22 protein-coding genes are annotated in these 24,653 nt (G+C 76.8%); 12 read left to right on the forward strand and 10 right to left on the reverse strand.

Features of this window, described 5'->3' with window-relative positions:
• Position 1 precedes the first annotated feature (1 nt).
• Genes ureG through WJX68_RS13685 form a run of 5 tightly spaced genes read right to left on the reverse strand, consistent with a single transcriptional unit; the run spans position 2 to position 3,716 of the window.
• Positions 2 to 712: an urease accessory protein UreG gene (gene ureG, locus WJX68_RS13665; RefSeq protein ID WP_340290642.1), complete on the reverse strand. Its 711-nt coding sequence runs from the start codon at positions 710 to 712 to the stop codon at positions 2 to 4.
• Positions 702 to 1,379, reverse strand: coding sequence for an urease accessory protein UreF (locus WJX68_RS13670; RefSeq protein WP_340290644.1), 678 nt, complete (start codon positions 1,377 to 1,379; stop codon positions 702 to 704). Before WJX68_RS13670 ends, ureG begins: the two co-directional genes overlap by 11 nt.
• A complete protein-coding gene (locus tag WJX68_RS13675; RefSeq protein ID WP_340290647.1) occupies positions 1,379 to 3,094 on the reverse strand; it encodes an urease subunit alpha in 1,716 nt (571 codons plus the stop codon). The genes WJX68_RS13670 and WJX68_RS13675 overlap by 1 nt, the downstream gene beginning before the upstream one ends.
• On the reverse strand, positions 3,091 to 3,417 hold the full coding sequence (locus tag WJX68_RS13680; RefSeq protein WP_340290650.1) for an urease subunit beta: 327 nt from the start codon (positions 3,415 to 3,417) through the stop codon (positions 3,091 to 3,093). Before WJX68_RS13680 ends, WJX68_RS13675 begins: the two co-directional genes overlap by 4 nt.
• Positions 3,414 to 3,716 carry an urease subunit gamma gene (locus WJX68_RS13685; protein WP_340290653.1) on the reverse strand — a complete coding sequence of 101 codons (303 nt, stop codon included), beginning with the start codon at positions 3,714 to 3,716 and terminating at the stop codon, positions 3,414 to 3,416. The genes WJX68_RS13680 and WJX68_RS13685 overlap by 4 nt, the downstream gene beginning before the upstream one ends.
• A 332-nt stretch (positions 3,717 to 4,048) precedes the next feature.
• Between WJX68_RS13685 and WJX68_RS13690 the strand changes: the two genes are divergently transcribed.
• Positions 4,049 to 5,908, forward strand: a complete 1,860-nt coding sequence (locus tag WJX68_RS13690) for a solute carrier family 23 protein (RefSeq protein WP_340290656.1) — start codon at positions 4,049 to 4,051, stop codon at positions 5,906 to 5,908.
• Positions 5,909 to 5,945: 37 nt separating this feature from the next.
• On the opposite strand, the gene WJX68_RS13695 is transcribed toward WJX68_RS13690, so the two are convergent.
• Positions 5,946 to 7,496 (reverse strand): PucR family transcriptional regulator, encoded by a 1,551-nt coding sequence (locus WJX68_RS13695; protein WP_340290659.1) that lies wholly within the window; start codon positions 7,494 to 7,496, stop codon positions 5,946 to 5,948.
• 92 nt (positions 7,497 to 7,588) lie between these two features.
• Here WJX68_RS13695 and WJX68_RS13700 point away from each other — a divergent pair, with 92 nt between their 5' ends.
• The 4 genes from WJX68_RS13700 to WJX68_RS13715 all read left to right on the forward strand — a co-directional run bounded on the left by WJX68_RS13700 (position 7,589) and on the right by WJX68_RS13715 (position 13,726).
• Entirely contained in the window at positions 7,589 to 8,938 is a 1,350-nt protein-coding gene (locus WJX68_RS13700) for an 8-oxoguanine deaminase (protein WP_340290662.1), read from the forward strand.
• 5 nt (positions 8,939 to 8,943) lie between these two features.
• On the forward strand, positions 8,944 to 9,750 hold the full coding sequence (locus WJX68_RS13705) for an FAD binding domain-containing protein (protein ID WP_340290665.1): 807 nt from the start codon (positions 8,944 to 8,946) through the stop codon (positions 9,748 to 9,750).
• Entirely contained in the window at positions 9,747 to 12,602 is a 2,856-nt protein-coding gene (locus WJX68_RS13710) for a molybdopterin-dependent oxidoreductase (protein ID WP_340290668.1), read from the forward strand. Before WJX68_RS13705 ends, WJX68_RS13710 begins: the two co-directional genes overlap by 4 nt.
• Positions 12,603 to 12,670: 68 nt before the next feature.
• Positions 12,671 to 13,726 (forward strand): alcohol dehydrogenase catalytic domain-containing protein, encoded by a 1,056-nt coding sequence (locus WJX68_RS13715; RefSeq protein WP_340290671.1) that lies wholly within the window; start codon positions 12,671 to 12,673, stop codon positions 13,724 to 13,726.
• Between the two features lie 121 nt (positions 13,727 to 13,847).
• Here WJX68_RS13715 and WJX68_RS13720 read toward each other — a convergent pair whose 3' ends face one another.
• Positions 13,848 to 14,582 carry a GntR family transcriptional regulator gene (locus WJX68_RS13720; RefSeq protein WP_340290674.1) on the reverse strand — a complete coding sequence of 245 codons (735 nt, stop codon included), beginning with the start codon at positions 14,580 to 14,582 and terminating at the stop codon, positions 13,848 to 13,850.
• 124 nt (positions 14,583 to 14,706) lie between these two features.
• Here WJX68_RS13720 and WJX68_RS13725 point away from each other — a divergent pair, with 124 nt between their 5' ends.
• Genes WJX68_RS13725 through WJX68_RS13745 form a run of 5 tightly spaced genes read left to right on the forward strand, consistent with a single transcriptional unit; the run spans position 14,707 to position 19,100 of the window.
• Positions 14,707 to 15,885, forward strand: a complete 1,179-nt coding sequence (locus tag WJX68_RS13725; RefSeq protein WP_340290677.1) for a TIGR03364 family FAD-dependent oxidoreductase — start codon at positions 14,707 to 14,709, stop codon at positions 15,883 to 15,885.
• Positions 15,886 to 15,935: 50 nt separating this feature from the next.
• Complete coding sequence (locus WJX68_RS13730; RefSeq protein ID WP_340290680.1) at positions 15,936 to 16,847, forward strand: phosphate/phosphite/phosphonate ABC transporter substrate-binding protein; 912 nt, start codon at positions 15,936 to 15,938, stop codon at positions 16,845 to 16,847.
• Positions 16,844 to 17,605: a phosphonate ABC transporter ATP-binding protein gene (locus tag WJX68_RS13735; protein ID WP_340290683.1), complete on the forward strand. Its 762-nt coding sequence runs from the start codon at positions 16,844 to 16,846 to the stop codon at positions 17,603 to 17,605. Before WJX68_RS13730 ends, WJX68_RS13735 begins: the two co-directional genes overlap by 4 nt.
• Positions 17,602 to 18,426 carry a phosphonate ABC transporter, permease protein PhnE gene (phnE, locus tag WJX68_RS13740; RefSeq protein WP_340290686.1) on the forward strand — a complete coding sequence of 275 codons (825 nt, stop codon included), beginning with the start codon at positions 17,602 to 17,604 and terminating at the stop codon, positions 18,424 to 18,426. The genes WJX68_RS13735 and phnE overlap by 4 nt, the downstream gene beginning before the upstream one ends.
• Positions 18,423 to 19,100: a phosphonatase-like hydrolase gene (locus tag WJX68_RS13745; RefSeq protein ID WP_340290689.1), complete on the forward strand. Its 678-nt coding sequence runs from the start codon at positions 18,423 to 18,425 to the stop codon at positions 19,098 to 19,100. Before phnE ends, WJX68_RS13745 begins: the two co-directional genes overlap by 4 nt.
• A 5-nt stretch (positions 19,101 to 19,105) precedes the next feature.
• Here the strand turns inward: WJX68_RS13745 and WJX68_RS13750 are convergent, their stop codons facing one another.
• Positions 19,106 to 19,384, reverse strand: a complete 279-nt coding sequence (locus tag WJX68_RS13750) for a YrhK family protein (protein WP_340290692.1) — start codon at positions 19,382 to 19,384, stop codon at positions 19,106 to 19,108.
• 63 nt (positions 19,385 to 19,447) lie between these two features.
• On the opposite strand from WJX68_RS13750, the gene WJX68_RS13755 reads away from it, so the two are divergent.
• Positions 19,448 to 20,689, forward strand: coding sequence for an APC family permease (locus tag WJX68_RS13755; protein ID WP_340290694.1), 1,242 nt, complete (start codon positions 19,448 to 19,450; stop codon positions 20,687 to 20,689).
• 21 nt (positions 20,690 to 20,710) lie between these two features.
• Here WJX68_RS13755 and WJX68_RS13760 read toward each other — a convergent pair whose 3' ends face one another.
• Positions 20,711 to 21,154, reverse strand: coding sequence for a MarR family winged helix-turn-helix transcriptional regulator (locus WJX68_RS13760; RefSeq protein ID WP_340290697.1), 444 nt, complete (start codon positions 21,152 to 21,154; stop codon positions 20,711 to 20,713).
• A 75-nt stretch (positions 21,155 to 21,229) separates the two neighbouring features.
• Here WJX68_RS13760 and WJX68_RS13765 point away from each other — a divergent pair, with 75 nt between their 5' ends.
• Positions 21,230 to 23,032, forward strand: coding sequence for an ABC transporter ATP-binding protein (locus tag WJX68_RS13765; RefSeq protein WP_340290700.1), 1,803 nt, complete (start codon positions 21,230 to 21,232; stop codon positions 23,030 to 23,032).
• 10 nt (positions 23,033 to 23,042) lie between these two features.
• On the opposite strand, the gene mdlC is transcribed toward WJX68_RS13765, so the two are convergent.
• Complete coding sequence (gene mdlC / locus WJX68_RS13770) at positions 23,043 to 24,644, reverse strand: benzoylformate decarboxylase (protein ID WP_340290703.1); 1,602 nt, start codon at positions 24,642 to 24,644, stop codon at positions 23,043 to 23,045.
• Between the last annotated feature and the right edge of the window lie 9 nt (positions 24,645 to 24,653).

A 24,653-nucleotide genomic window follows, 5' to 3' on the forward strand; every position in this document is an offset into this window, starting at 1 on the left:
GTCAGACCGCGGCGCGGACGGCGTCGACCTGCGCGCACACCCACGCCCCGACCTCGGCCGCGCCCGGGTCCTGGACCAGCGACTGCGCGATCACCGGCAGCTCGCCGCGGATGCGGGCGGCGTCGCCGGTCATGACGCCGAGGTCGGCGCCGACCAGCGGGGCCAGGTCGGTCTTGTTGATCACCAGCAGGTCGGCCGTGGTGACGCCCGGCCCGCCCTTGCGGGGCACCTTGTCCCCGCCCGCGACGTCGACGACGAAGATCTGGCGGTCCACCAGACCGCGCGAGAACACCGCGGTGAGGTTGTCGCCGCCGGACTCCACCAGCACGAGCTCGAGGTCCCCGAACCGCTCCTCCAGCGTCTCGATCGCGTCGAGGTTGGCGGTGATGTCGTCGCGGATCGCGGTGTGCGGGCAGCAGCCGGTCTGCACCGCCTCGACCCGCTCGGGGGGCAGGACGGCGTTGCGGCGCAGGAAGTCCGCGTCCTCGGTGGTGTAGATGTCGTTGGTGACCACGGCGAGCCGGACCCGCCCGGCGAGGCTGCGGGCGAGCGCCGCGACCAGCGCGGTCTTGCCCGAGCCGACCGGGCCGCCGATGCCGATGCGGACCGCGCGCCCGCCGGTGGGGGCGGGGTCGTGGTGGTCGTGCTCGGCGACGGTGGGGTCGAAGCTGACCACGTGGCCGTGGCCGTGGCCGGTGGAGTCAGGAGGCAAAGAGACGCACCCTCTCGCGGTGGTGGTGGACGTGGGACTCGGCCATCAGGTCGAGCAGCGGCGCGCCGGGCGCCGGGAGGTCGCCGGGGTCGCCGCCGGCCAGGGCCGCGGCCTCGTCGGTCACGGCGTCGAGGTCGTCGCCGAGCGCGACGATCGCGGCGTTGACGGCGAACGGGTCCAGCCCGAGCAGCCGGACCGCCGCCGACGCGGGCCCGGACACGGCGAGGTAGCCGACGCAGCGGGCGGCGGCGGCCGGCGGCTCCCCGGCGGCCCCGACCACGACGCCGACGAGCAGCGGGTGGTGCGGCCGCCGGTGCACCGCGACCAGGGCGTCGAGCGCCGGTGACGGCCACGCCGCACGGACCGCGCGCAGCGCCGCCCGCCCCTGCGCGCGTGACGCCTCGCGCTGCGCGAGCGACGGGGTCCGCGCGTCGAGCGCGGCGTCGAGCGCACCGAGCCGGTCGGGCCCCGAGGGGTGTGCGGCGGCCGCGGCGGCGCAGGCCGCGACCCGGCCCGCGGTGCGCAGCCGCCCGCGCAGGAACGCGTGCAGCGACGCGGTCCCGGTGACCAGCCCCCGCTCGGCCGCCTCCTCCAGCCCGCCGGAGTGCACGTGCCCGCCGCCGGGGAACCGGGCGTCGGCGAGCACCAGCGACGCGAGCCCGGCCATCAGAACAGGAAGTAGCGCTGCGCCATCGGCAGCTCGCTCACCGGCGCCGGCTCCACGACGGCCCCGTCGATCCTCACCTGGAAGGAGTCGGGGTCGACCCGGACGTCGGGGGTGGCGTCGTTGTGGAGCATGGCCGCCTTGCGGACCGAGCGCGTGTCGGCGACCGGGACCGCCGGCGTCGCGAGGCCGAGCCGGTCCGGGACGCCGTCGTCCAGGGCCGAGGCGGCCATGAACGTGAGCGAGCCCAGCGCGGCGGGGGTGTGGGCGTAGCCGAACATCCGCCTGCCGTACACCGGGCCGGGCGTCGGGATGGAGGCGTTGGCGTCGCCCATCTGCGCCCACACCGCGAACCCGCCCTTGAGCACGACCTCCGGGCGCACCCCGAAGAACTTCGGCTCCCACAGCACCAGGTCGGCCAGCTTGCCGACCTCGACCGAGCCGATGTGCTCCGCGGCGCCGTGCGCGAGCGCCGGGTTGATCGTGTACTTCGCGACGTAGCGCTGCGCCCGCAGGTTGTCCGCGCGCTCGGAGTCCCCGGGCAGCGGCCCGCGGGCGGCCTTCATGACGTGCGCGGTCTGCCAGGTCCGGACGACCACCTCACCGATCCGGCCCATCGCCTGCGAGTCCGAGCTCATCATCGAGATCGCGCCGAGGTCGTGCAGCACGTCCTCGGCGGCGATCGTCGTCGGCCGGATCCGGGACTCGGCGAAGGCCAGGTCCTCGGGCACCGACGGGTTCAGGTGGTGGCACACCATGAGCATGTCGAGGTGCTCGTCGAGGGTGTTGACGGTGTGCGGGCGGGTCGGGTTCGTCGACGACGGCAGCACGTGCGACGTGCCGACGACCTCGATGATGTCCGGGGCGTGCCCGCCTCCGGCGCCCTCGGTGTGGAAGGCGTTGATCGACCGCCCGGCGATCGCCTCCAGCGTGGACTGCAGGAACCCGGCCTCGTTGAGGGTGTCGGTGTGGATCGCGGCCTGCACGCCGGTCTCCTCGCACACGCGCAGGCAGGCGTCGATCGCCGCCGGGGTGGTGCCCCAGTCCTCGTGCAGCTTGAACCCGCCGGCCCCGGCGCGCAGCTGCTCGTGCAGCGCCGCGGAGGAGACGGTGTTGCCCTTGCCCATCAGCAGCAGGTTCACCGGCTGGTGGTCCATGGCCTGCAGCATCCGGCCGATGTTCCACGGGCCGGGGGTGACGGTGGTGGCCTTGGACCCGTCGACGGGGCCGGTGCCGCCGCCGAACAGCGTCGTCACCCCGGACGCGAGCGCGGTCTCCACCAGCTGCGGGCAGATGAGGTGCACGTGGGCGTCGACCGCACCGGCGGTGAGGATGCGCCCGTTGCCGGCGAGGATCTCGGTGCCGGGCCCGACGACCAGGGCCGGGTCGACGCCGTCCATGGTGTCGGGGTTGCCGGCCTTGCCGATGCCGACGATCCGCCCGTCCTTCACGCCGACGTCGGCCTTGACCACGCCCCAGTGGTCCAGCACGACGGCGCCGGTGATCACCAGGTCCGGGCAGTCCGCGGCGAGCACGGCGGCCTGGCCCATCGACTCGCGGATCACCTTCCCGCCGCCGAAGAGCACCTCGTCGCCGGAGGCGGGCCCGCGGGAGCGGTCCTCGGTGACCTCGACGACCAGGTTCGTGTCGGCGAGGCGGATCCGGTCGCCGACGGTCGGGCCGTACAGGTCGGCGTAGCGGGCGCGGTCGATGCTCACGGCCGGTGGCTCCGTCCGTCGAGGGCACCGGCGGACTCGGGACGCAGGCCGGGGACGCGGCGCGCCCCGGCGACCGGCACCAGCGTCACCTCGCGCTCGACGCCCGGCTCGAACCGCACCGAGGTCCCGGCGGGCACGTCGAGGCGGTGCCCCCAGGCGGCGTCGCGGTCGAACTCCAGACCCGGGTTGGCCGCGGCGAAGTGGTAGTGCGAGCCGACCTGCACCGGCCGGTCCGCGGCGTTGACCACGGTGAGGGTCACCCGCGCCCGGCCCGGGTGCAGCTGCACCGGCTCGTCGCCGACCAGGATCTCGCCGGGGGTCATGCGATCGGCCCGTGCACGGTGACGAGCTTGGTGCCGTCCGGGAAGGTGGCCTCGACCTGCACCGAGTCCAGCATCTCCGGCACCCCGTCGAGGACCTCGGCGCGGGTCAGCACCTCGCGCCCGGACGACATCAGCTCGGCGACGCCGCGGCCGTCGCGGGCGCCCTCCAGCACGTGCTCGGTGATCAGCGCGACCGCCTCCGGGTAGTTCATCCGCAGGCCCCGCTCGCGGCGCCGGCGGGCGACGTCGGCGGCGACGTGGACGAGGAGCTTGTCGCGCTCCTGGGGGCTCAGGTGCATGCCCCGCATTCTCTCCGGACCCGCGTTTCGGACTCGTTGCCGTGCTGTTGCGAACGGTGACGCCCGGCGCCCGGTCCGTCCGGGTCGACTGTCGGATCCCACGAAAGGGGCCGGTCGCGACGGCCCGGGGTTCGTCGTCCGGGGCCGTGCCGGTGGCCCCCGCCGCGGGCGCATCGTGATGCACGTCGCAATCACGGCCCCTGCCGCAGCCGGCGCCCACCCGTGCGCCGCGGCGAGCACGTCCGCCCCTGGTCCGTCCCTCCCGTGAGGTCCGAATGCGCCTGCGCCGCTCCGCCGCCGACCCCGCCGTCCCCGTCCATCCCGTCGACCGGGTGCCCCCACCCGGGCGCCTCGCCGTCTACGGCCTGCAGCACGTGCTGGCCTTCTACGCCGGCGCCGTCGTCGTGCCGATCCTGCTCGCCAACGCGATCGGACTCGACGAGCGCCAGCTCATCCATCTCATCAACGCCGACCTGTTCACCTGCGGCATCGCCTCGATCCTGCAGTCGGTCGGGATCGGGAAGGTCGGGGTGCGGCTGCCGCTGCTGCAGGGCGTCACCTTCACCGCGGTCTCGCCGATGATCGCGATCGGGCTCGCCGCGGGCGGCGGGACGCAGGGGCTGACCACGATCTACGGCGCGGTCATCGTCGCGGGGCTGGTCACCTTCCTCGCCGCCCCGTACGTGGCACGGCTGCTGCGGTTCTTCCCGCCCGTCGTGACCGGCACCGTCATCACGGTGATCGGCCTGGCGCTGCTGCCGGTCGCGGCCACCGACGCCGTCGGCGGCGCGAACGCCCCGGACCCCGGCAACCCGCTCTACCTGGGGCTCGCGCTGGGCACGCTGGCGGTGATCGTGCTGATCCAGCGGCTGTTCCGCGGGTTCCTCGCGACCGTCGCGGTGCTGGCCGGGCTGGTGCTCGGGACGCTGGCGTCGGTGCCGTTCGGGCTGGTCGACCTGTCCGCGGTGGGGGAGTCGGACTGGGTGGGCGTCACGACGCCGTTCCACTTCGGCTGGCCGCAGTTCTCGATCGCCGCGATCCTCTCGATGGTCGTCGTCATGATGATCACCGCGGTCGAGACGACCGGCGACGTCATCGCCACCGGCGAGATCGTCGGCAAGCGGGTCGGGCCCGACGACGTGGCCCGCGCCCTGCGCGCCGACGGCGTGGCCACCACCCTCGGCGGCGTCCTCAACTCCTTCCCCTACACCTGCTTCGCCGAGAACGTCGGCCTCGTGCGGCTCACCCGCGTCGCGAGCCGCTGGATCGTCGCCGCGGCCGGGGTCTTCATGATCCTCATCGGGCTGGTGCCCAAGGCCGGTGCGCTGGTCGCCGCGGTGCCGCACCCGGTACTGGGCGGCGCGGCCCTGGCGATGTTCGCGACCGTCGCGGTCGTCGGGATCCAGACGCTGTCGCGGGTGGACTTCCGCGACCACCGCAACGTCGTCGTGGTCGGGTCCGGGCTCGGGGTGGCGCTGTTCGTGACCGTGCAGCCCGACGTCGCGCAGGCGCTGCCGGAGTGGGCCGGCATCGTGCTCGGCTCCGGGATCACCGCGGGCAGCGTCGTCGCGATCGGGCTGAACCTGCTGTTCTTGGACACCGGACGGCGCAGCGCGCCCGCCCCCACGACTCCGGACACGGTGCCGTTCGACCGGCTCGCCGCCGCCGGGCCCGAGGAGTTCGCCGCGGTGCTCGGACGGCTGTTCGAGGGGCCGACACCGGTGCCCGCGCGGGTGCACGTGCGCGGCCCGTTCGGCGACGCCACCGCGGTGCGCGCCGCCGTGCAGGACGAGCTGTTCGCCGCCCCGGCCGACGAGCAGCGGGAGCTGATGGCCCACTACCCCGACCTCGGGGGACTCGTCGGCACGGGCGGCACGGGCGCCCCGGCACCCCGCCGCCCCGACGCCGGCGGACCGGCCGCCGGTACCGCCGCCGCCGCGCTGCGCGACCGGGCCGGGCTGGCGCTGCTCGACAACGACGACCGTGCCGAGCTCGCCGCCGTGGCCGGGGCGTACCGGGAGCGCTTCGGGTTCCCGCTGATCGTCTGCCTGCGCGACGCCGGCGACACCCGCACCCTGCTGGCCACCGCGCGGCGGAGGCTGGAGCACCCGTCCGCGCAGGAGCACGCCACGGCCCTGGTCGAGATCGCGAAGGTCGCCGGGCGCCGGTTCGACGACCTGGTGTCCGGCTGAGGCCGGGCCGGCCGGCGCCCGCCGCCGGCCGGCCCGCTCAGCGCGAGCGCAGCGCCAGGTACAGGTCGACGCGGTCGGCGAACGACGACGGGTCCCGCCCGGTCAGCTCGGCCACCCGCCCGATGCGGTACCGGACGGTGTTGACGTGCAGGTGCAGCCGCACCGCCGTCCGGTTCCACGAGCCGGACTCGTCGAGGAACACCTCCAGGGTCTCCACCAGCCCGGTGCCCGACCGCGCGTCGTGGTCGAGCACCGGGCCGAGGACCTGCGCGGCGAAGCCCCGCCGCACGTCGTCGGGGACCCCGGCGAGCAGCGCCACGTGGGAGGTGATCTCCCCGGCCCGCACCGAGGTCACCGGGCCCGGGCGGGCCGCGGCGAGGCCCGCGGCGTGCCCGGCCTCCCCGAGCGCCCCGGACAGCGCGTCGGCCGCGGCGGGCCGCGACGCCCCGGCCGCCAGCCGCCCGCCGGACAGGCCCGGCGCCAGCCGGTGCACCGCCGCCAGCACCCCGTCGACCGGGTCGGCCGCCCCCTGCCCGGCGTCGGGCACGGACAGCACCGCGACGGCGTCGCCGTCGAGCACCCCGACCGCGGCCGGTCCGGCCCCGACCAGGGCGTCGGTCAGCACGGTGTGCGCGGTGTCGGCCGGGTCGGGCGTCCCGCTCGCCCGCAGCACCACCACGACCAGCGTCCCGTCCGGTTCGACGCCGGCCTGGCGCAGCCGCACCCGGGTCTCCGGGCGGTCGCCGGGGTCGGCGGCGATGCGGGCGAGCGCGTCGTCGGCGATCGTGCGGGTCACCGCGGCGCCCTCGCGGCGTCGCGACCGGTCCAGCGCGGCGATCGCGGCCAGCTCCCCGACGGCGTCGACGGCCTCGGTGCCGGGCTGCGCGTCCCCCGGCGGGAGCTGCGCGGCGACCAGCCAGGCGGTGGCCCGCGCCGTCCCCGGGGCCGCCGGCACCACCAGGTGCGACGCGCCGGGCCCGGGCACCGTCACCGGCAGCCGCGACGCGGTGAGGAACCCGGCGACGACGGCGTCGCGCCCGGCCGCGGGCAGCGGGGGCCCGGCGAGCAGCCCGCCCCCGGCCGTCAGGACCCGGCAGGTCAGCCCGGTCCCCGCCGACACCGACGCGGCCAGGTCCGCCAGGTCCGCGCCCCCGGCGAACGCGGCCAGCAGCCGCCGGTGCCGCCCCAGGGTGTGCGCGAGCCGGTCCCCGCGAGCCGCGGACAGCGCTCCCACCACGGCCTCGGTGACCGCGCCGAACGACACGTCCACCGGCACCGCGATCAGCACCAGGTCGTGGCGGCGGCAGGCGGCCACGACGTCGCCGGGCACGTCGCCGAACACCGCCTCCCCGGCGACGAGGGCCGCCGCACCGGAGCGGGCCACGGCCGCGACGAACCGCTCGGAGTCCTGCGGGCCGCGCCGCCACACCAGGCCCGACACCACCAGCTCGCCGCCGCCCAGGTACCGCGACGGGTCCGGCAGGTCGGTGGTGTACACCCAGCGCACCGGGCGCGCCAGGTCGGCGGCCGAGCCGTGCAGCACGCGCAGCCGCAGCTCGCGGCGGGCCACCAGCTCGGAGAGCAACATGGGAGGAACCTACAACCGCCGCACCCGTGTGTGACGCCGATTCGTCACGGCCGTGCCTTCTCGCGGTGACCGTGGAGCGGTGCACTGGGGTCATGCAGCGGATCGCGATCGAGGGCGCGCACGTCGTCACCGTCACCGGCGAGGAGATCCCCGGCGGCCACGTCGTCGTGGCGGGGGAGCGGATCGAGGCCGTCGGGCCCGGGCCCGCCCCGGCGGGGACCTACGACCGCCGCGTCGACGCGCGCGGCTGCCTGCTCACCCCGGGCCTGGTCAACACCCACCACCACCTCTACCAGTGGGTGACCCGCGGCCTCGCGGTGGACCACACGCTGTTCGAGTGGCTGACCACCCTGTACCCGGTGTGGGCCGGCATCGACGAGCACGCCGTGCACACCGGCGCCACCGGCGCGCTGTCCGCGCTCGCGCTGTCCGGGTGCACCACCACGACCGACCACCACTACGTCTTCCCCCGCGAGGGTGGCGACGTGCTGGGCGCGGAGATCCGCGCCGCCGCCGAGGTCGGGCTGCGGTTCCACCCGACCCGCGGGTCGATGGACCTCGGGCGCAGCGCGGGCGGGCTGCCGCCCGACCACGTCGTCGAGGACCGCGACACGATCCTCGCCGCCTGCGCCGACGCCGTCGCCCGCCACCACGACCCCGCGCCCGGGTCGATGCTGCGGATCGCGCTCGCGCCGTGCTCGCCGTTCTCGGTCACCGGGGAGCTCATGCGCGAGTCCGCGGCGCTGGCCCGCGAGCTCGGCGTGCGGATGCACACCCACCTCGCCGAGACCGACGACGAGGAGGACTTCTGCCGGGAGCGCTTCGGCTGCACCCCCACCGAGTACGTCGCCGAGCTCGGCTGGACCGGCCCGGACGTGTGGTTCGCCCACACCGTGCACCTCGACGACGACGCCGTGAAGACGATCGGTGCCACCGGCACCGGTGTCGCGCACTGCCCCACCTCCAACGGCCGCCTCGGCGCCGGCATCGCGCGGGTCCGCGACCTGGTCGACGCGGGCGCCCGGGTCGGGATCGGCGTCGACGGCGCCGCGTCCAACGAGGGCACCCACCTGCTCGAGGACGTCAAGCACGCGGTGCTGTTCGCCCGCGCCGCCGGCGGGCCGCGCGCGCTGTCGGTGCGCGAGGCGCTGGAGCTCGGCACCCTCGGCGGCGCCCGCGTACTGGGCCGCGAGGACGAGATCGGCTCGGTCGAGCCGGGCAAGCTCGCCGACCTCGCCCTGTGGCGCCTCGACGGGTTCCGCTACCGCGACGTCGCCGACCCGGTGGCCGCGCTCGTCCTCGGCACCCCGCCGCCGCTGGAGCTGCTGCTCGTGCACGGGCGCACCGTCGTCGAGCGGGACGCCGTCGTCACCGTCGACACCGACGCCGTCGCCGCGGAGTGCGCCGCCGTGCACCGCGACCTCGTCGCCAGAGCGGGGTGAGCGGGGTGGACCTGCACACCGTCACCGCCTTCCGCCGGGCCCGCGAGCGCGCCGACCTGGCGCTGGCCCCCGGCGAGCGGATCCTCGCCGGCGGGACGTGGCTGTTCTCCGAACCGCAGCCCGGCGTCACCGGCCTGGTGGACCTGACGACGATGGGCTGGGAGCCGCTGACGGAGCTGCCCGGCGGGGGCCTGTCGATCGCGGCGACCTGCCCGATCGCCGACCTCGCCGCGTACGGCGACGCCCGCGGCCTGCCGCTGCTCGCGCAGTGCGCGCACGCCCTGCTGGCGTCGTGGAAGATCTGGCACACCGCCACCGTCGGCGGCAACGTCTGCCGGGCCTACGCCGCCGCCGGCATGGTCGCGCTCGCCGTCACCCTCGACGGGGTCGCGCTCGTCTGGACCCCGGACGGCGGCGAGTACCGCACCCCGGTCGCCGAGCTGGTCACCGGCAACGGCACCACCGCCCTGCGGCCCGGCGAGGTGCTGCGCGCCGTCGAGATCCCCGGGCACGCGCTGCGCGCCCGCACCGCGTTCCGCAAGATCGCGCTCGCCGAGCTCGGCCGCTCCGGCGCCGTCCTGACCGGGCGGGCCGACACCCCCGGCGACGGCGGCGCCGCCACGTTCGTGATCACCGCCGCGACCGCGGCGCCCACCGTCCTGCGCCACCCCGGCGGCGTGCCGTCCGCGGCCCGGCTGCGCGCCGGGGTCGACGCCGTCGGGGGCTGGTACACCGACCCGCTCGGCACCGCCGACTGGCGCCACGGCGTCAGCGCGGTCCTGCTGGAACAGGTCCGGGAGGAGCTGTCGTGAAACTGCACGTCAACGACGTCGAGCTGGACGCCGAGCCCGCACCCGGCCAGTGCACCCGCACGTTCCTGCGCGAGCACGGGCACCACGAGGTGAAGAAGGGCTGCGACGCGGGGGACTGCGGCGCCTGCACGGTGCTGCTCGACGACCGGCCGGTGCACTCCTGCCTGATCCCCGCCCAGCGGCTCGACGGCGCGCGGGTCACCACCGTCGCCGGGCTCGCCGGTCCGGACGGGACCCTGCACCCGGTGCAGCAGGCCTTCGTGGACCGGTTCGGGTTCCAGTGCGGGTTCTGCACCGCGGGCCAGATCGTGACGGCGAGCGCGCTGAGCGCCGACGACCTCGACGACCTGCCGCGCCGGATGAAGGGCAACCTCTGCCGGTGCACCGGCTACCGGAGCATCCGCGAGGCGATCGAGACCGCCCTCGCCCCGACCGCCCCCGCCGCCGTCTCTCCGGCCCCGGAGGTGCTCCCGGCCCCGGCCCCGGCGGTGCTCCCAGGGGAACCCTCGGGGCCTAGAGGGCAACGAGGGTGCCCCTCGGAGCAGCCGGGAGGGGGCGCGAGAGAGCGGGGTGCCGGAGAGCGGGGCGCGGGGGCGGTGGGCGCCGTCGGGTGCTCCGCGCGACCGGAGGCGGCGGAGCGGATCGTCACCGGGGCCGAGCCGTTCACCTTCGACACCGACCTAACCGGGGCCCTGCACCTGCGGATCCTCGGCTCCCCGCACGCCCACGCCCGCATCCGCTCGATCGACACCGCCGCCGCGGCGGCCGCGCCGGGCGTCGCGCTGGTGCTCACCCACCACGACGTCCCGGACCTGCGCTACTCCACCGCGCGCCACGAGCACCGCACCGACGACCCCGACGACACCCGGATGCTCGACGACGTCGTGCGCCACGTCGGGCAGCGTGTCGCCGCCGTCGTGGCGCAGAGCCCGGCGCAGGCCGAGGCGGCGTGCGCGCTGATCGACGTCGAGTACGAGGTGCTGCCCGCGGTCCTCGACCCGGAGGCCGCCCGCGCCCCCGGCGCGCCGCTGGTGCACCCGGACCGCACCCGGGCCGACCGGGTCGACGACGCCTCGCGCAACGTCGTCCTGGCGGTGCACGGCGGCCACGGCGGCGACGCCGACGCGGTGCTCGCCGCGTCCGCGCACACCGTCTCCGGCACCTGGCGCACCAGCCGCGTCGCGCACGCCCAGCTCGAGTGCCACGGCGCCGTCGGCTCCCTCGACGACGACGGCCGCCTCGTCGTGCGCGCCGGGACCCAGGTCCCGTTCCTCACCCGCGACGAGCTCGCCCGCGTCCTGGGCCTGGACCCCGACCGGGTGCGCGTGCACACCGCCCGGGTCGGCGGCGGCTTCGGCGGCAAGCAGGAGATGTTCGCCGAGGACCTCGTCGGGCTCGCCGTGCTGCGGACCGGGCGCACCGTCGTCCACGAGTTCACCCGCGCCGAGGAGTTCACCCGCACCGCGCTGCGCCACCCGATGCGCGTCACGGTGTCCCTCGGCGCCGACCCGGACGGCCGGCTCACCGCGATGAAGCTCGACGTCCTGTCCGACACCGGCGCCTACGGCAACCACTCGCGCGGCGTGCTGTTCCACTCCGTCGCCGAGTCCGTCAGCGTCTACCGCTGCCCGGTCAAGCACCTCGACGCCGAGGTCGTCTACACCCACAACGTGCCCAGCGGCGCGTTCCGCGGCTACGGCCTCGGCCAGGTCATGCTCGCCGTCGAGTCCGCGATGGACGAGCTGGCGATCGCCGTCGGCGTCGACCCGTTCGACCTGCGGCGGACGAACATGGTCCGGGCCGGGGACCCGCTGCACGTCGCGCACCACCCCGAGCCCGAGCACGACCTGCACTGGACCAGCTACGGCATGGACCAGTGCCTGGACCTCGTGCAGGACGCGCTGGCCGACGGCACCGGGGACCCCGCGCCCGAGGGCCCGGCCTGGCGGGTCGGCGAGGGCATGGCCCTGGGCATGATGACGACGATGGCGCCCTTCGGCCACGCCGCCACGACGACGGTCACCCTGCTCCCGGGCGGGCGCTACCGGTTCGGCGCGGGCACCGTCGAGTTCGGCAACGGCACCACGACCACCCACCGCCAGGTCGTCGCGACCGTGCTCGGCACCACCCCCGACCGCGTCGACGCCCACCACGGCGACACCGACGCCTGCGGATACGACACCGGCGCGTTCGCCTCGGCCGGCACCACCGTCGCCGGGAAGGCGCTGCACGCGGCCGCCACCGCGCTGCGGGCCCGGATCCTGGAGGTCACCGGCGGCGGCACCCTGCACGCCGGCGGCGTCGGCACCGCGACGGGGGACTGGACGCTCGACGACGTGCTGGCCGCGGCCGGCGAGCCGGCCGGGCTGGTGGCGACCGGGGAGGAGCCCGGCACCGCGCGGGCGATCACGGCGAACTGCCACGGCGTGCGCGTCGCGGTCAACGCCGCGACCGGCGAGGTCCGGATCCTGCGGTCGGTGCAGGCCGTCGACGCCGGCACCGTCCTCAACCCCGAGCAGCTGCGCGGCCAGGTCGAGGGCGGCGCGGCGATGGGGCTGGGCAGCGCGCTCTACGAGGAGGTCTACGTGGGGGAGTCCGGCGAGATCCTGAACCCGGCGTTCCGCACCTACCGGGTGCCGCAGATGGCCGACGTCCCGGTCACCGAGGTCCGCTGCGCCACGACCCACGACGCGCTCGGCACCTACGGCGCCAAGTCGATGAGCGAGGCCCCCTACAACCCGGTCGCGCCCGCGGTCGGCAACGCGATCCGGCGCGCGCTGGGGGTGCGGCCGTACCACCAGCCGTTCAGCCGGGACCGGGTCTGGCGGCTGGCCCGCGGCTCCGACGGCTGACCCGGCGTTCACCGACTTGTCTTGACAGGTTGGTGGACCGGGCGGCGAGGTGGTGCGACGGTGGGGGCATGACCGCTCCCGCCCGCTACGCCCGCTGGGACGGCGTCGGCATCCCGTTCCGCCTGGTCGACGCCCCGCTGCCCGAGCCGGGACCGGGTGAGGTCCTGGTCGCGGTGGACCTCGCGACGGTCTGCGGGTCCGACCTGCACACCACCCGCGGCCGGCGGCCCTCGCCGGTCCCCGGGGTGCTCGGGCACGAGCAGGTCGGGCACGTCGTCGCCACCGCACCGGGCCCGCGCCACGTCGACGGGACCCCGGTCCGCGCCGGCGACCGGATCGTGTGGTCGGTCGCGGCGTCCTGCGGCAGGTGCCTGCGCTGCCGGCGCGGGATCCCGCAGAAGTGCACCGACCTGCACAAGTACGGCCACGCCCCGCTCGACGAGGCCCGCCCGTTCACCGGCGGGTTCGCCACCCACTGCCTGCTCGCGCCGGGCACCGCGACGGTCGTCGTCCCGGACCCGGTGCCCGACGCGGTCGCCGCCCCCGCATCCTGCGCGACGGCGACCGTGGCCGCGGTCCTGGAGGCGGCCGGCTCGCCCGGCCCGGGCGAGCGCGTGCTGGTGACCGGGGCCGGGATGCTCGGGGTGACCGCGGCCGCCATGGCCGCCCGCGCCGGTGCCGAGGTCGTCGTCGCCGACCCGCACCCCGACCGCCGCGAGCGCGCGCTGCGCTTCGGCGCGGCGGCCGCCGTGGACGCCGACGCCGTCGCCGCCGGGGACCGGTTCGACGTGGCGTGCGAGCTGTCCGGCGCCCCGGCCGCCGTCCGCACCTGCCTGGACGCGCTCGACGTCGGCGGCGTCGCCGTCCTCGCCGGGTCGGTGTCGCCGGGCCCGCAGGTCGGGCTCGACCCGGAGCGCCTGGTCCGCGGGCTGCACACCGTCGTCGGGGTGCACAACTACGCGCCGCGCCACCTGGCCGCCGCGGTCGCGTTCCTGGCCGCCGAGCACGACCGGGCCCCGTTCGCCGGGCTGGCCGCGGGGCCCTGGGCGCTCGCGGACCTCGACGCCGCCGTCGCCGCCGCGGGTCGCCCCGGGGCCGCGCCGCGCCAGGCCGTCCGGCCCTGACCGCGGGTCGCCCGCTCCCGACCCGCGGCTGCCCGCTCCCGACCCGGGGCCGCCCGCTCCCGGCCCGCGGCCGTCGGGTCCCGGGCCGCGGCCGTCCGGGCCCGGGCCGCGGCGGGTGCCGTCACTCGCGGGCGAAGCCGCCGCGCCCGGACCGCAGGTTGGTGATCGTCACCGTCGCGACGTCCGGGCGGTAGCGGTCCTCCGACCACTCCAGCGCCTCGCCGGCGCTGGTGCGGGTCAGGCGCCGCTCGCGCAGCAGCGGATGCCCGACGGCGACCTCGAGCAGCCGGGCGTCGAGCTCGTCGGCGGCGACGGCGTCGAAGGTGTGGCGGGCCGAGTGCAGGTCGACGCCGTGCGCGGTGAGCAGCGCGTAGATCGAGCCCGCGTTCAGGTCGGCCTCCAGCAGCGGGCGGCCCACCTTCTCGACGTAGGTCATCCGTTCCAGCATCGCGGGCCGGTCGTCGAGCAGGCGCAGCCGGACGAGCTGCACCGCGTAGTCCTCGGGCTCCAGCTGCAGCGCCGCCGCCACCGCGGGCGACGGGTGCCGCAGCGCGATCTCGTGCAGCCGCTGGCCCGGGACGTGCCCGGTCAGCTCGGCCCGCCGGGTGAACGACAGGAACGACTCGAACGGCTGCGCGGGCACCGCGTCCAGCACCACCGCCCGCCTGCCCTGCCCGCCGCCGATCAGGCCCTCGTCGCGCAGCGCGGCCAGCGCCTGGCGGACGGGGCCGCGCGAGGCGGCGAACTCCCGGCACAGCTCGGCCTCGGAGGGCAGCAGCTCGCCGACGCCCAGTGCGCCGCCGCGGATCCGGGCGCGCAGCTCGTCGGCCAGTGTCCGGTGCAACGGTGTTCCCACCACGATGACTCTACAAGCGGATGCCGCGTCAACTGGGCGTCCAGGCGTCTGGCCGGTGAACAGATACCAACTTGTCTCTACAAGTCGTTGCGCCGGCCCGGACAGCGGTGCGAGCGTCGGTGCCGTGACCCGGACGAGTGATGTCGTGATCGTCGGGGCCGGCATCGTCGGCCTCGCCCACGCGGTCGAGGCCCTGGACCGCGGGCTGTCGGTGACCGTGCTCGAACGCGACGAGCGCGCGGTCGGTGCGTCGGTGCGCAACTTCGGCCACGGCTGCCTGACCGCGCAGACCGGCGAGGCGCTCGGGTACGCCGCCCGCGCCCGCGGCACCTGGCTGCGGCTGGGGGCGGCGGCCGGGTTCGGCGTCGCCGAGTGCGGCACCGTCGTGATCGCCCGCTCCGCCGAGGAGCGCGCCGCGCTCGAGGAGCTGGCCGGCCTGCGCGGCGACGACGTCGTCCTGCTCGACCCCGCGCAGGTCACCGCCCGGGTGCCGGTCGAGGCCGCCGGGCTGCACGGCGGAGCGTTCCTGCCGCGGGACCTGCGGGTCGAGCAGCGCCGGGCCGCCGGTGCGATCGCGGCGTGGCTGCACGCACGGCCGGGCGCCGAGGTCCGGTTCGGCTGCCCGGTGCTCGGCGTCGACCCGGACGCCACCGGCGGCGGGATCGTCGTGCGCACCGGCCGGGGCGACGTCCGCGCCCACCGCGTGCTGGTCTGCGTCGGCCACGACGTCGACCGGCTGTTCCCCGCCCTGGCCGACGACGCCGGCCTGCGCCGCTGCACGCTGCGGATGCTGCAGCTGCGCCCGCACACCCCGCTCACCGTCGGGCCCGCGCTCCTCACCGGCACCTCGATGCTGCGCTACCCCGCGCTCGCCGCGACCACGGGCGCCGCCGCGCTGCGCGCACGCTGGCGGGCCGAGCGCCCGGAGCTGCTCGACGCCGTCGTCAACCACATGCTCACCCAGCTCCCCGGCGGCGACCTCGTCGTCGGTGACACCCACGCCTACGACCGCACCCCCGAGCCCTGGTCCGACGAGCGCCTCGACGACCTGCTGCTCGCCGAGACCCGGGCCCTGCTGGGCACCGGCGCCGACGTCGTCCGCCGCTGGCGGGGCGTCTACGCCGACGCCCCCGGCGAGTTCCTCGTCCGCCCCGCCGCTGCGGCCACCACCGCCGTCTCCGTCACCTCCGGGATCGGCATGACCACCGCCTTCGGCCTCGCCCCGGCCGTGTTCGACCGGCTCGACCGGCCCGACACGTCCGCCCGGCCCGACCCGTCCGCCCGGCCCGACCGACCCGCCTGATCCGACCGCCCCGCCGATCCCGCCGCACCCGCCCATCCCGGGAGACCCCCATGCGCCGCCCCCGCCTGCTCGCCGCCGCCGTGCTGGCCGCGAGCCTCGCCCTCACCGCCTGCGCCGGACCGCCCGGCGACACCGCCGCCGCGTCGCCCACCTGCCCCGGCGGGCAGATCCGGATGGGCGTGGAGCCCTTCGAGGATCCCGCCGTGCTCGTCCCCGCCGCCCGCGTGCTCGGCGACGCGCTGCAGCGCCGCCTGGGCTGCCCCGTCGAGGTCCAGGTCACCGAGGACTACTCCGCCGAGGTCCTCGCGATGCGCAACGACCGGCTCGAGCTCGGCATCTTCGGCCCGCTCGGCTACGTCTTCGCCAGCGAGCGCGCCGGCGCGGAGCCGGTCGCCTCCTTCGGGACCGCCGACGGCGCGCTGTCCACCTACACCGCCGCCATCTGGGTGCCCCGCGACTCCGACGTCACCACCGTCGCGCAGCTGCGCGGGCGCACCCTGGCCCTCGGCGCGGTCGGCTCCACCTCCGGCGACGCGCTGCCGCGCCAGGCGCTGCTCGACGCCGGGCTCGCGCCGGGCGAGGTCCGCGTCGACTACGCCGGCGGGCACCCCGAGGCGCTGCTCGCCCTGACCAACGGCACCGTCGACGCCGCCGAGATCAACACCCAGCAGCAGGCCGCGGCCACCGCGTCGGGGATCTTCGACCCGGCCCGGTTCCGCCCGCTCTGGACGTCCCCGCCGATCCCGAACGACCCGATCACCGTGCGCGGGAACCTCGACCCGGCGTTCAAGGCCGCCGTGGCCGACGCGCTGCTGCAGCTCGACGCGCAGGCCGTCGGCGAGATCGGCGCGCTGCTCGACGTCAGCCCGCCCGGCAGGCTCGTCCCGGTCACCCGCGACACCTACGCCCCGCTGTTCGACCTCGCCCGCACGCTCGGCCTGACCGAGAAGGACGCCGGGTGAGCGCCCTGCTGCGGGTGCGCGGCGCCCGCGTCCGCTACGGCGACCGCGAGGTCCTGCACGGCGTCGACGTCGACGTCGCCGCGGGGGAGCTGCTCGCCGTCCTCGGCGCCAACGGCTCCGGCAAGTCGACCCTGCTGCGCGCCGCGGCCGGCCTGACCCCCTGCGACGGCGACGTCCTGGTCGGCGACCGCCCGCGCGGGCGGCTCGACGTCGCCCTGGTCTTCCAGAGGATCCACCTCGTCGCCCGGCGCAGCGTCCTCGACAACGTCTGCGCCGGTGCGCTCGGCCGGCTCCCGCTGCGGTCCTCGCTGGTCCCGGCCCTGTTCCCGCGCGCGGTACGGGAGGAGGCGATGGGCTGCCTGGAGCGCGTCGGGCTCGCCGAGCGCGCCCACGACCGCGCCGGCTCGCTGTCCGGCGGCCAGCAGCAGCGGGTCGCCGTCGCGCGGGCGCTCTGCCAGCGGGCCCGGGTCCTGCTCGCCGACGAGCCGGTGTCCGCGCTCGACCCCGCCGCCGCCGAGCAGGTGCTCGGCCTGCTCGCCGAGCTCGCCCACACCGAGCGCCTCGCGGTGCTGGCCGTGCTGCACCAGCCCGAGCTGGCCGCCCGCCACGCCGACCGGGTGCTGGGGCTGCGGGCGGGCACCGTCGCCCTCGACGGGCCGCCCGGCACCGACGTCCGCGCCCTCTACCCCGACCGCGCCCCCGAGCCCCCGACCGCCGCCGCGCCCGCCGCGGCCCGCCTCCCGGAGAACGTCCCGTGACCACCACCGACGTCCGCCGCGTCGCCGTCCCGCCGCGGCACCGCGACCGCCGCACCCTCGCCCTGGCCGCCGTGGTCGTCACCGGGCTGCTCGTCGTGCACGTGATCGCCTGGCGCACCACCGAGATGTCCTTCGCGACGCTCGTCGGCGGCGCCGACGGCATGGCCGGGTTCCTGTCCGAGGCCGTCCCGCCCGACCTGTCGCCCGAGGTGCTCGGGCCGAGCCTGGAGGGCGCGCTCGTCACGCTCTGGATCGGTCTGCTCGGCACCACCCTGTCCGTCCCGTTCGCGCTGCTGGGGGCACTCGCCGCCGCCCGCGGCACCGCCCCCGGGCCGGTCACCTACCAGGTCGCCCGCGGGCTGCTGTCGTTCCTGCGGGCGGTCCCCGACGTCGTGTTCGCGCTCGTCTTCGTCACCGCGGTCGGGCTCGGCCCGTTCCCCGGCGTGCTGGCGCTGCTGCTGCACAACGTCGGCGTCATGGGCAAGCTGTGGGCCGAGACGATCGAGGACGCCGACCCCGGCCCGCCCACCGCCCTGCGCTCCGCAGGCGCCGGACGGCTGCAGGTCGCCACGCACGCGCTGCTGCCCTCGGTCACCCCGCAGCTGGTCGGGCTGCTGCTCTACCGCTTCGACGTCAACGTCCGCTCGTCGCTGGTGCTCGGCCTGGTCGGCGCCGGCGGCATCGGGTTCCTCATCAACCAGTCGATCCAGCTGTTCCGCTTCGACGAGATGGCGACGCACCTGCTCGTCGTGCTGGTGCTGATCGTCGCCGTCGACCGGCTGTCCGCGCTGGTCCGCCGCCACCTCGGGAGTGACGCATGATCCGCCTCGCCGCACTGGACGTCGCCGGGACCACCGTCGAGGAGGGGGGCGCGGTCTACCGGGTCCTCGCCGGCGTCGTCGCCGACGCCGGGCACCCCGCCCACGACACCGCGGTCCGCCGCTGGATGGGCGCCGACAAGCGCGAGGCGCTCGCCGCGCTCACCGGCACCGCCGACGCCGTGGCCGTCGAGGAGCTGCACGACGCCTTCGTCGCCCGGCTCGCCGCCGCCTACGCCGCCGCCCCGCCCCGCCCCCTGCCCGGGGTGCCCGCCGCGCTCGCGGCGCTGCGCGCGGCCGGGACCGCGGTCGTGCTCACCACCGGGTTCGACCGCCAGGTCGCCGACCCGCTGCTCGCCGCGCTGCCCGCGGAGTTCACCGCCGAGCTCGACGCCGTGGTGTGCGCCGAACAGGTCGGCGCCGGACGCCCGGACCCGGCGATGATCCACCGCGCCATGGCGCTGACCGGGGTCACCGACCCCTCCGAGGTGCTGGCCGCCGGCGACACCGTGCTCGACGTCGAGGCCGGGCGGCGCGCCCGTGCCGGGCGGGTCGTCGCCGTGCTGAGCGGCGCCCAGACCCGCGCCGAGCTCACGGCCGCGGGGCCGACCGACGTCGTCGACGGCGTCGCGGCGCTGCCCGCCCTGCTCGGCGTCGCCGGTCGCGCCGCCGGCTGAGCGGGTCAGAAGTCGTGGTCCGCCTCCGGCGGCCGTCCGGAGATCCGGCGCAGGTGCACCCGGCGGGTCAGCCGGATGACCGGGCGCACCATCAGCTCGACCGACCCGACCAGGAACAGCCAGGTGCCCGCGTAGGTGGTGGACTCGGAGAAGAACAGCACGCTGCCGACCACGAACCACAGGGCGACGAGGATGTCGTTGACGATGCTGAGCACCTCGTAGCGGCGCCGGACGACGAGCTCCTCGTGGCCGATGGTGAAGGTCAGCGGCGCGGTGGGTCCCATGCCGCTGCGGGTACCCGCCGTCGCGCCGATCCCACCCGCGTCCCGACCACGGAGGACGAACACGTGCACACGACCCCGCAACGCAGGCTCGGCACCGGCGACGCCGTCGTCCTCGGCGTCGGCTCGATGCTCGGCGCGGGGGTGTTCGCGGTGCTCGGGCCGGCCGCGGCCGTCGCGGGGACCGCGCTGCTCCCGGCGCTGCTCGTCGCCGCGGTGGTGGCGACGGCGAACGCGATGTCCTCGGCCTGGCTCGCGGCCCGCCACCCCGAGTCCGGCGGCGCCTACGTGTACGGCCGCCGCCGTCTGGGACCGGCCTGGGGCGCGCTGGCCGGGTGGGCGTTCGTCACCGGCAAGACGGCGTCGTGCGCGGCGATGGCACTCACGCTCGGCTCGTACGCCTGGCCCGGGCACGCCCGCGCGGTCGCCGCGGCCGCGGTCGTCGCCGTCGTGGCGGTGAACCTGCGGGGCATCACCCGCACCGCGGCGGCCACCCGGGTGCTCGTCGTGGCCGTGCTGGCCGTGCTGGCCGTCGTGGTCGTCGCCGCGTCCGCCCGCCCCGCGGTCACCGACCCGTTCGCCGGCTGGGGCGACGCCGGCCCGCTCGCGGTGCTGCAGGCCGCCGGGCTGCTGTTCTTCGCCTTCGCCGGCTACGCCCGCATCGCCACGCTCGGCGAGGAGATCCGCGACCCGGCCCGCACGATCCCGCGCGCGGTCCCGGTCGCGCTCGCCCTGGTGCTCGCCGTCTACGCCGTCGTCGCCGTCGTCGCGCTGCGGGCGGCCGGGCCGGACGCGCTGGCGGCCTCCGCCGCGCCGCTCGCGACCGCCGCCGGCGACGGCACGACCGTGCTCGTGCGGGCCGGGGGTGCCCTCGCGTCGGCGGGGGTGCTGCTCGCGCTCGTCGCCGGGGTCGGGCGCACCGTGCTCGCCATGGCGCGCGACCGGGAGCTGCCCGGCGCGCTGGCCGCCGTCCACCCCCGGTTCGCGGTGCCGCACCGGGCCGAGCTCGCGGTGGGCGCGGTCGTCCTTCTGCTCGTGCTCACCGCGGCCCCGGTGACCGCGATCGGGCTGTCCGGGTTCGCGGTGCTGCTCTACTACGCCGTCGCGAACGCCGCGGCGCTCACCCTGCACCGCGCCCGGCCGTGGCGCCGCGCGCTGTCGGCGCTGGGTCTGCTGGGCTGCGTGGGGCTCGCGGCGCTGCTGCCGCCGGTGGCGGTGCTGTCCGGTACGGCGGTCCTGCTGGTCGCGATGGCGGCGCGCGCCGTGCTGCGGGGCCGGCGCGGCCGCGCGGCGCCCGGCGGGGGCTGACCCGCCGGCGGGCGCCGGGGCTCAGCAGCGGCGCTCGTCGTCGATCCCGGCGCGCAGCACGGCCAGGATCCGGCCCAGCTCCGCCCGGTCGGCGTCCGACAGCCGCCCGAACAGCGCCTCGGCGCCGTCCGCCCGCGCCGCCCGCACGTCGCGCGCGGTGGCCGCGCCCGCGTCGGTGACCCGGACCAGCACCGCCCGCCGGTCGGCCGGGTCTGTCCCGCGCTCCACCAGCCCCAGCCCGGCCAGGGCGTCGACGACCTCGGTCGCCGAGCGCGGGGTGATCCGCAGGTGGGCGGCCAGGGCGCCGGGGCGCATCTCGCCATGGCGCACCAGCGTCCCCAGCGCCCGCGCCTGCGACGGCGTCAGCCCCCACCCGGCCAGCCGCCCGGCCGAGGCGTGGCGCAGCGAGCGCGCCACCGCCCAGAACGCGTCGACGAGGTCGGTCCTCGGTTCCCGGTCCGGCACGGGAACAGACTAGCGCCTGACGCTGTTGCTGCCTCATAGTGAGGCAACCACAGTAATTCGACCCGGAGGCGCCCCTTGGAGACCCGACCCCCGAACCGGCCCGGACGGCCGGACCCCCGCACCGCCACCCCCGAGGAACGCGCGCAGGCCCGCGACGTCTCGCTGCGCCGCATCGGCCGGCTGTTCGCCCCGCACCGCGGCCCGCTCGCCGTCGTCGTCGTGACGATCGTGGCGTCCTCGGTCGTGGGGATGGCCTCGCCGTTCCTGCTGCGCGAGGTCATCGACGTCGCCCTGCCGCAGCGCGAGGTCGTGCTGCTCGCCTGGCTCGCCGCCGGCATGGTCGCCGTCGCCGCGGTCACCGCCGCGCTCGGCGTCGTCCAGACCTGGATCTCCACCCGCATCGGCCAGGAGGTCATGCACGGGCTGCGCACCGGCGTCTTCGCCCACCTGCAGCGGCAGAGCCTGGCCTTCTTCACACGCACCCGCACCGGTGAGGTGCAGTCGCGCATCTCAGGCGACATCGGCGGCATGCAGTCGGTGGTCACGACCACGGCCACCTCGGTCGCGTCGAACCTGACCACCACCGTCGCCACCCTGGTCGCGATGCTGGCGCTGTCCTGGCAGCTGACGCTGGTCTCGGTGGTCGTGCTGCCGCCCGCGGTCCTGCTGACCCGCCGGGTCGCCCGCACCCGCCGCGCGATCACCGCGGCGCAGCAGCGGGAGCTCGCCGACCTCAACGTCACGGTCGAGGAGAGCCTGTCGGTCGACGGCGTCGCGCTGTCCAAGACGCTCGGCAGCGGCCCGGAGCTCACCCGCCGCTTCACCGACTCGTCGTCGCGGCTGATCGGGCTGGAGCTGCGCAGCCAGCTCGCCGGGCGCTGGACGATGGCCGTGACCCAGGTCGTGTTCGCCGCCGTCCCCGCGGTCATCTACCTCTCCGCCGGGCTGCCCTTCGCCGCCGGCACGATGAGCATCGGCACCCTGGTCGCGTTCACCGCCCTGCAGTCCGGCCTGTTCCGGCCGGTCATGGGGCTGCTCTCGGTCGGGGTGCAGATCGTGGCCTCGCTCGCGCTGTTCGCCCGCATCTTCGAGTACCTCGACCTGACCGTCGACGTCGCCGAGCCCGAGCACCCGGTCGCGGTCGACCACGACCGCGTCCGCGGCCACGTGGAGTTCACCGGTGTCACCTACGCCTACCCGGGCGCCGACACCGCCGCCGTCGCGGGGATCGACCTCGACGTGCCCGCCGGGACCACGCTGGCCCTGGTCGGCGAGACCGGGTCGGGCAAGACGACGCTGGCCGGCCTGGTCGCCCGGCTGCACGACCCCACGTCGGGCCGGGTCACGATCGACGGCGTCGACCTGCGCGACGTCGCCGCGGCCGACCTGACCCGGATCGTCGGCGTCGTCGGGCAGGACACCTACCTGCTGCACACCACCGTGCGGGAGAACCTGCGCCACGCCCGGCCCGGCGCCACCGACGCCGAGATCGAGTCCGCCGCGCGCGCCGCGCAGATCCACGACGCGATCGTCGCGCTGCCCGAGGGCTACGACACCGTCGTCGGCTCGCGCGGGCACCGCTTCTCCGGCGGGGAGAAGCAGCGCATCGCGATCGCCCGCACGCTGCTGCGCGACCCGAAGGTGCTGGTCCTCGACGAGGCCACCAGCGCGCTGGACACCCGCACCGAGCGCGCCGTACAGGCCGCGTTCGACGCGCTGTCGGCCGGCCGCACGACGATCACGATCGCGCACCGGCTGTCCACCGTGCGCGACGCCGACCGGATCGCCGTGGTCGACCACGGCCGGATCGTCGAGTCCGGCACCCACGACGAGCTGGTCGCCGGCGCCGGGCGCTACGCCGCACTGGCCGCGGCGTGAGTGCCGCGGCTCAGCCGGCCCCGGGCGCGGTGACGACCTCCACCAGGCGCGGGCCGTCGGCGGCGAACGCCTCCTTCAGCGCGGCCGCGGCACCCGCGGCGTCGCGCACCGACACCGCAGGGACGCCGTAGCCCTCGGAGATCTTCACGAAGTCGAGCCCGGGCACGTCCAGGCCGGGGGTCTCCCCGGTGCCCAGCAGGTCGGCGAAGCCGCGCAGCGCGCCGTAGGTGCCGTTCTTGAGGATCACGAACACCACCGGCACCCGGTACTGCGCCGCCGTCCACAGCGCGGTGATGCCGTAGTTGGCCGAGCCGTCGCCGACCAGGGCGACGACCCGGCGGGCCCCGTCGAACCCCCAGCCGTGGGCGAGCTGGGCGCCGACGGCGGCGGGCAGGCCGAACCCGAGCCCGCCCGAGGCGGGGAACAGGTAGCTGCCCGGCTCGGTGAAGTCGGCCTGGGCGATGACGTCGTCGATGGTCGAGGTGGACTCGCAGACGTGGACCGTCCCGGCCGGCGCCGCGTCGCGCACCAGCGCGGCGAGCTGCTGCGGCGGGACGTGGTCCTGCGCGCCGTGGGGGACCGGCGGGGGTGGCAGCGGGGGCAGCGGCGGGCGGCCCGCGTCGGGGACCCGCTGCGCGAGTGCGGCGAGGGTGGCGCCGACCGGGCCGACCCAGGCGTCGCCCATCGGCGCGCGTGCGGCCTCGGCCGGGTCGGCGGTCAGGTGCAGCAGCCGCGTCCCGTCCGGCAGCAGGTCGCCGGGGATCCACTGGTGGTAGCGGAACACCGGGGCACCCGCGACGAGCACGACGTCGTGCCCGGCGAGGTGCTGCGACACCCCGCGCACCGACGGCGGCAGGATCCCCCGGAACGCCGGGTGCCGGGTCGGGAACGGGCAGCGCGACGCCGACGGCGCGATCCACACCGGGCAGGCCAGGGACTCGGCGAGCGCGACGGCGTGGGCGTTCGCGCGGTCGGCGTCGACCTGCGGGCCCAGCACCAGGACCGGGTCCGCGGCCCCGGAGAGGGCCCCGGCCAGCTCGGTCAGCGCGTCCTCGTCCGGGGCGGCGGCGGTGCGGGTGCGCCGCGACGGCAGGTACGCGGCGTCCGCGCCGGCCTGCGCGGCCCAGTCGTCGTAGGGGACGGAGAGGTAGACCGGTCCGCGCGGCTCCAGCAGCGCGGTGTGCACCGCCTGGGACAGCGCGCGCGGCACGTCCTGCGGGCTCGCGGGCTCGGCGGAGTGCTTGACCAGCGGACGCGGCAGCGCGGCGGCGTCCACGTTGGTCAGCATGACCTCCTGGCCGATCGTGGAGCGGACCTGCTGGCCCGCGGTGAGCACGAGCGGGGAGTGCGAGTAGACCGCGTTGGTGAGCGCCCCCATGGCGTTGCCCGACCCGGACGCCGCGTGCAGGTTGACCAGCGCGGGACCGCCGCCGGCCTGGGCGTAGCCGTCGGCCATGCCCAGCACGGCGCCCTCGTGCAGGCCGAGGACGTAGCGCACGCCCTGCGGCATCGCGGCCAGGAACGGCAGCTCGTTGGAGCCGGGGTTGCCGAACACGGTGTCGATGCCGTGGGCGGTCAGGACCTGCCAGCCGGCCTCGCCGACGGTCGCCATGGTGCCTCC

Source organism: Pseudonocardia spirodelae (assembly GCF_037727765.1).
Taxonomy (GTDB): Bacteria; Actinomycetota; Actinomycetes; order Mycobacteriales; family Pseudonocardiaceae; genus Pseudonocardia; species Pseudonocardia spirodelae.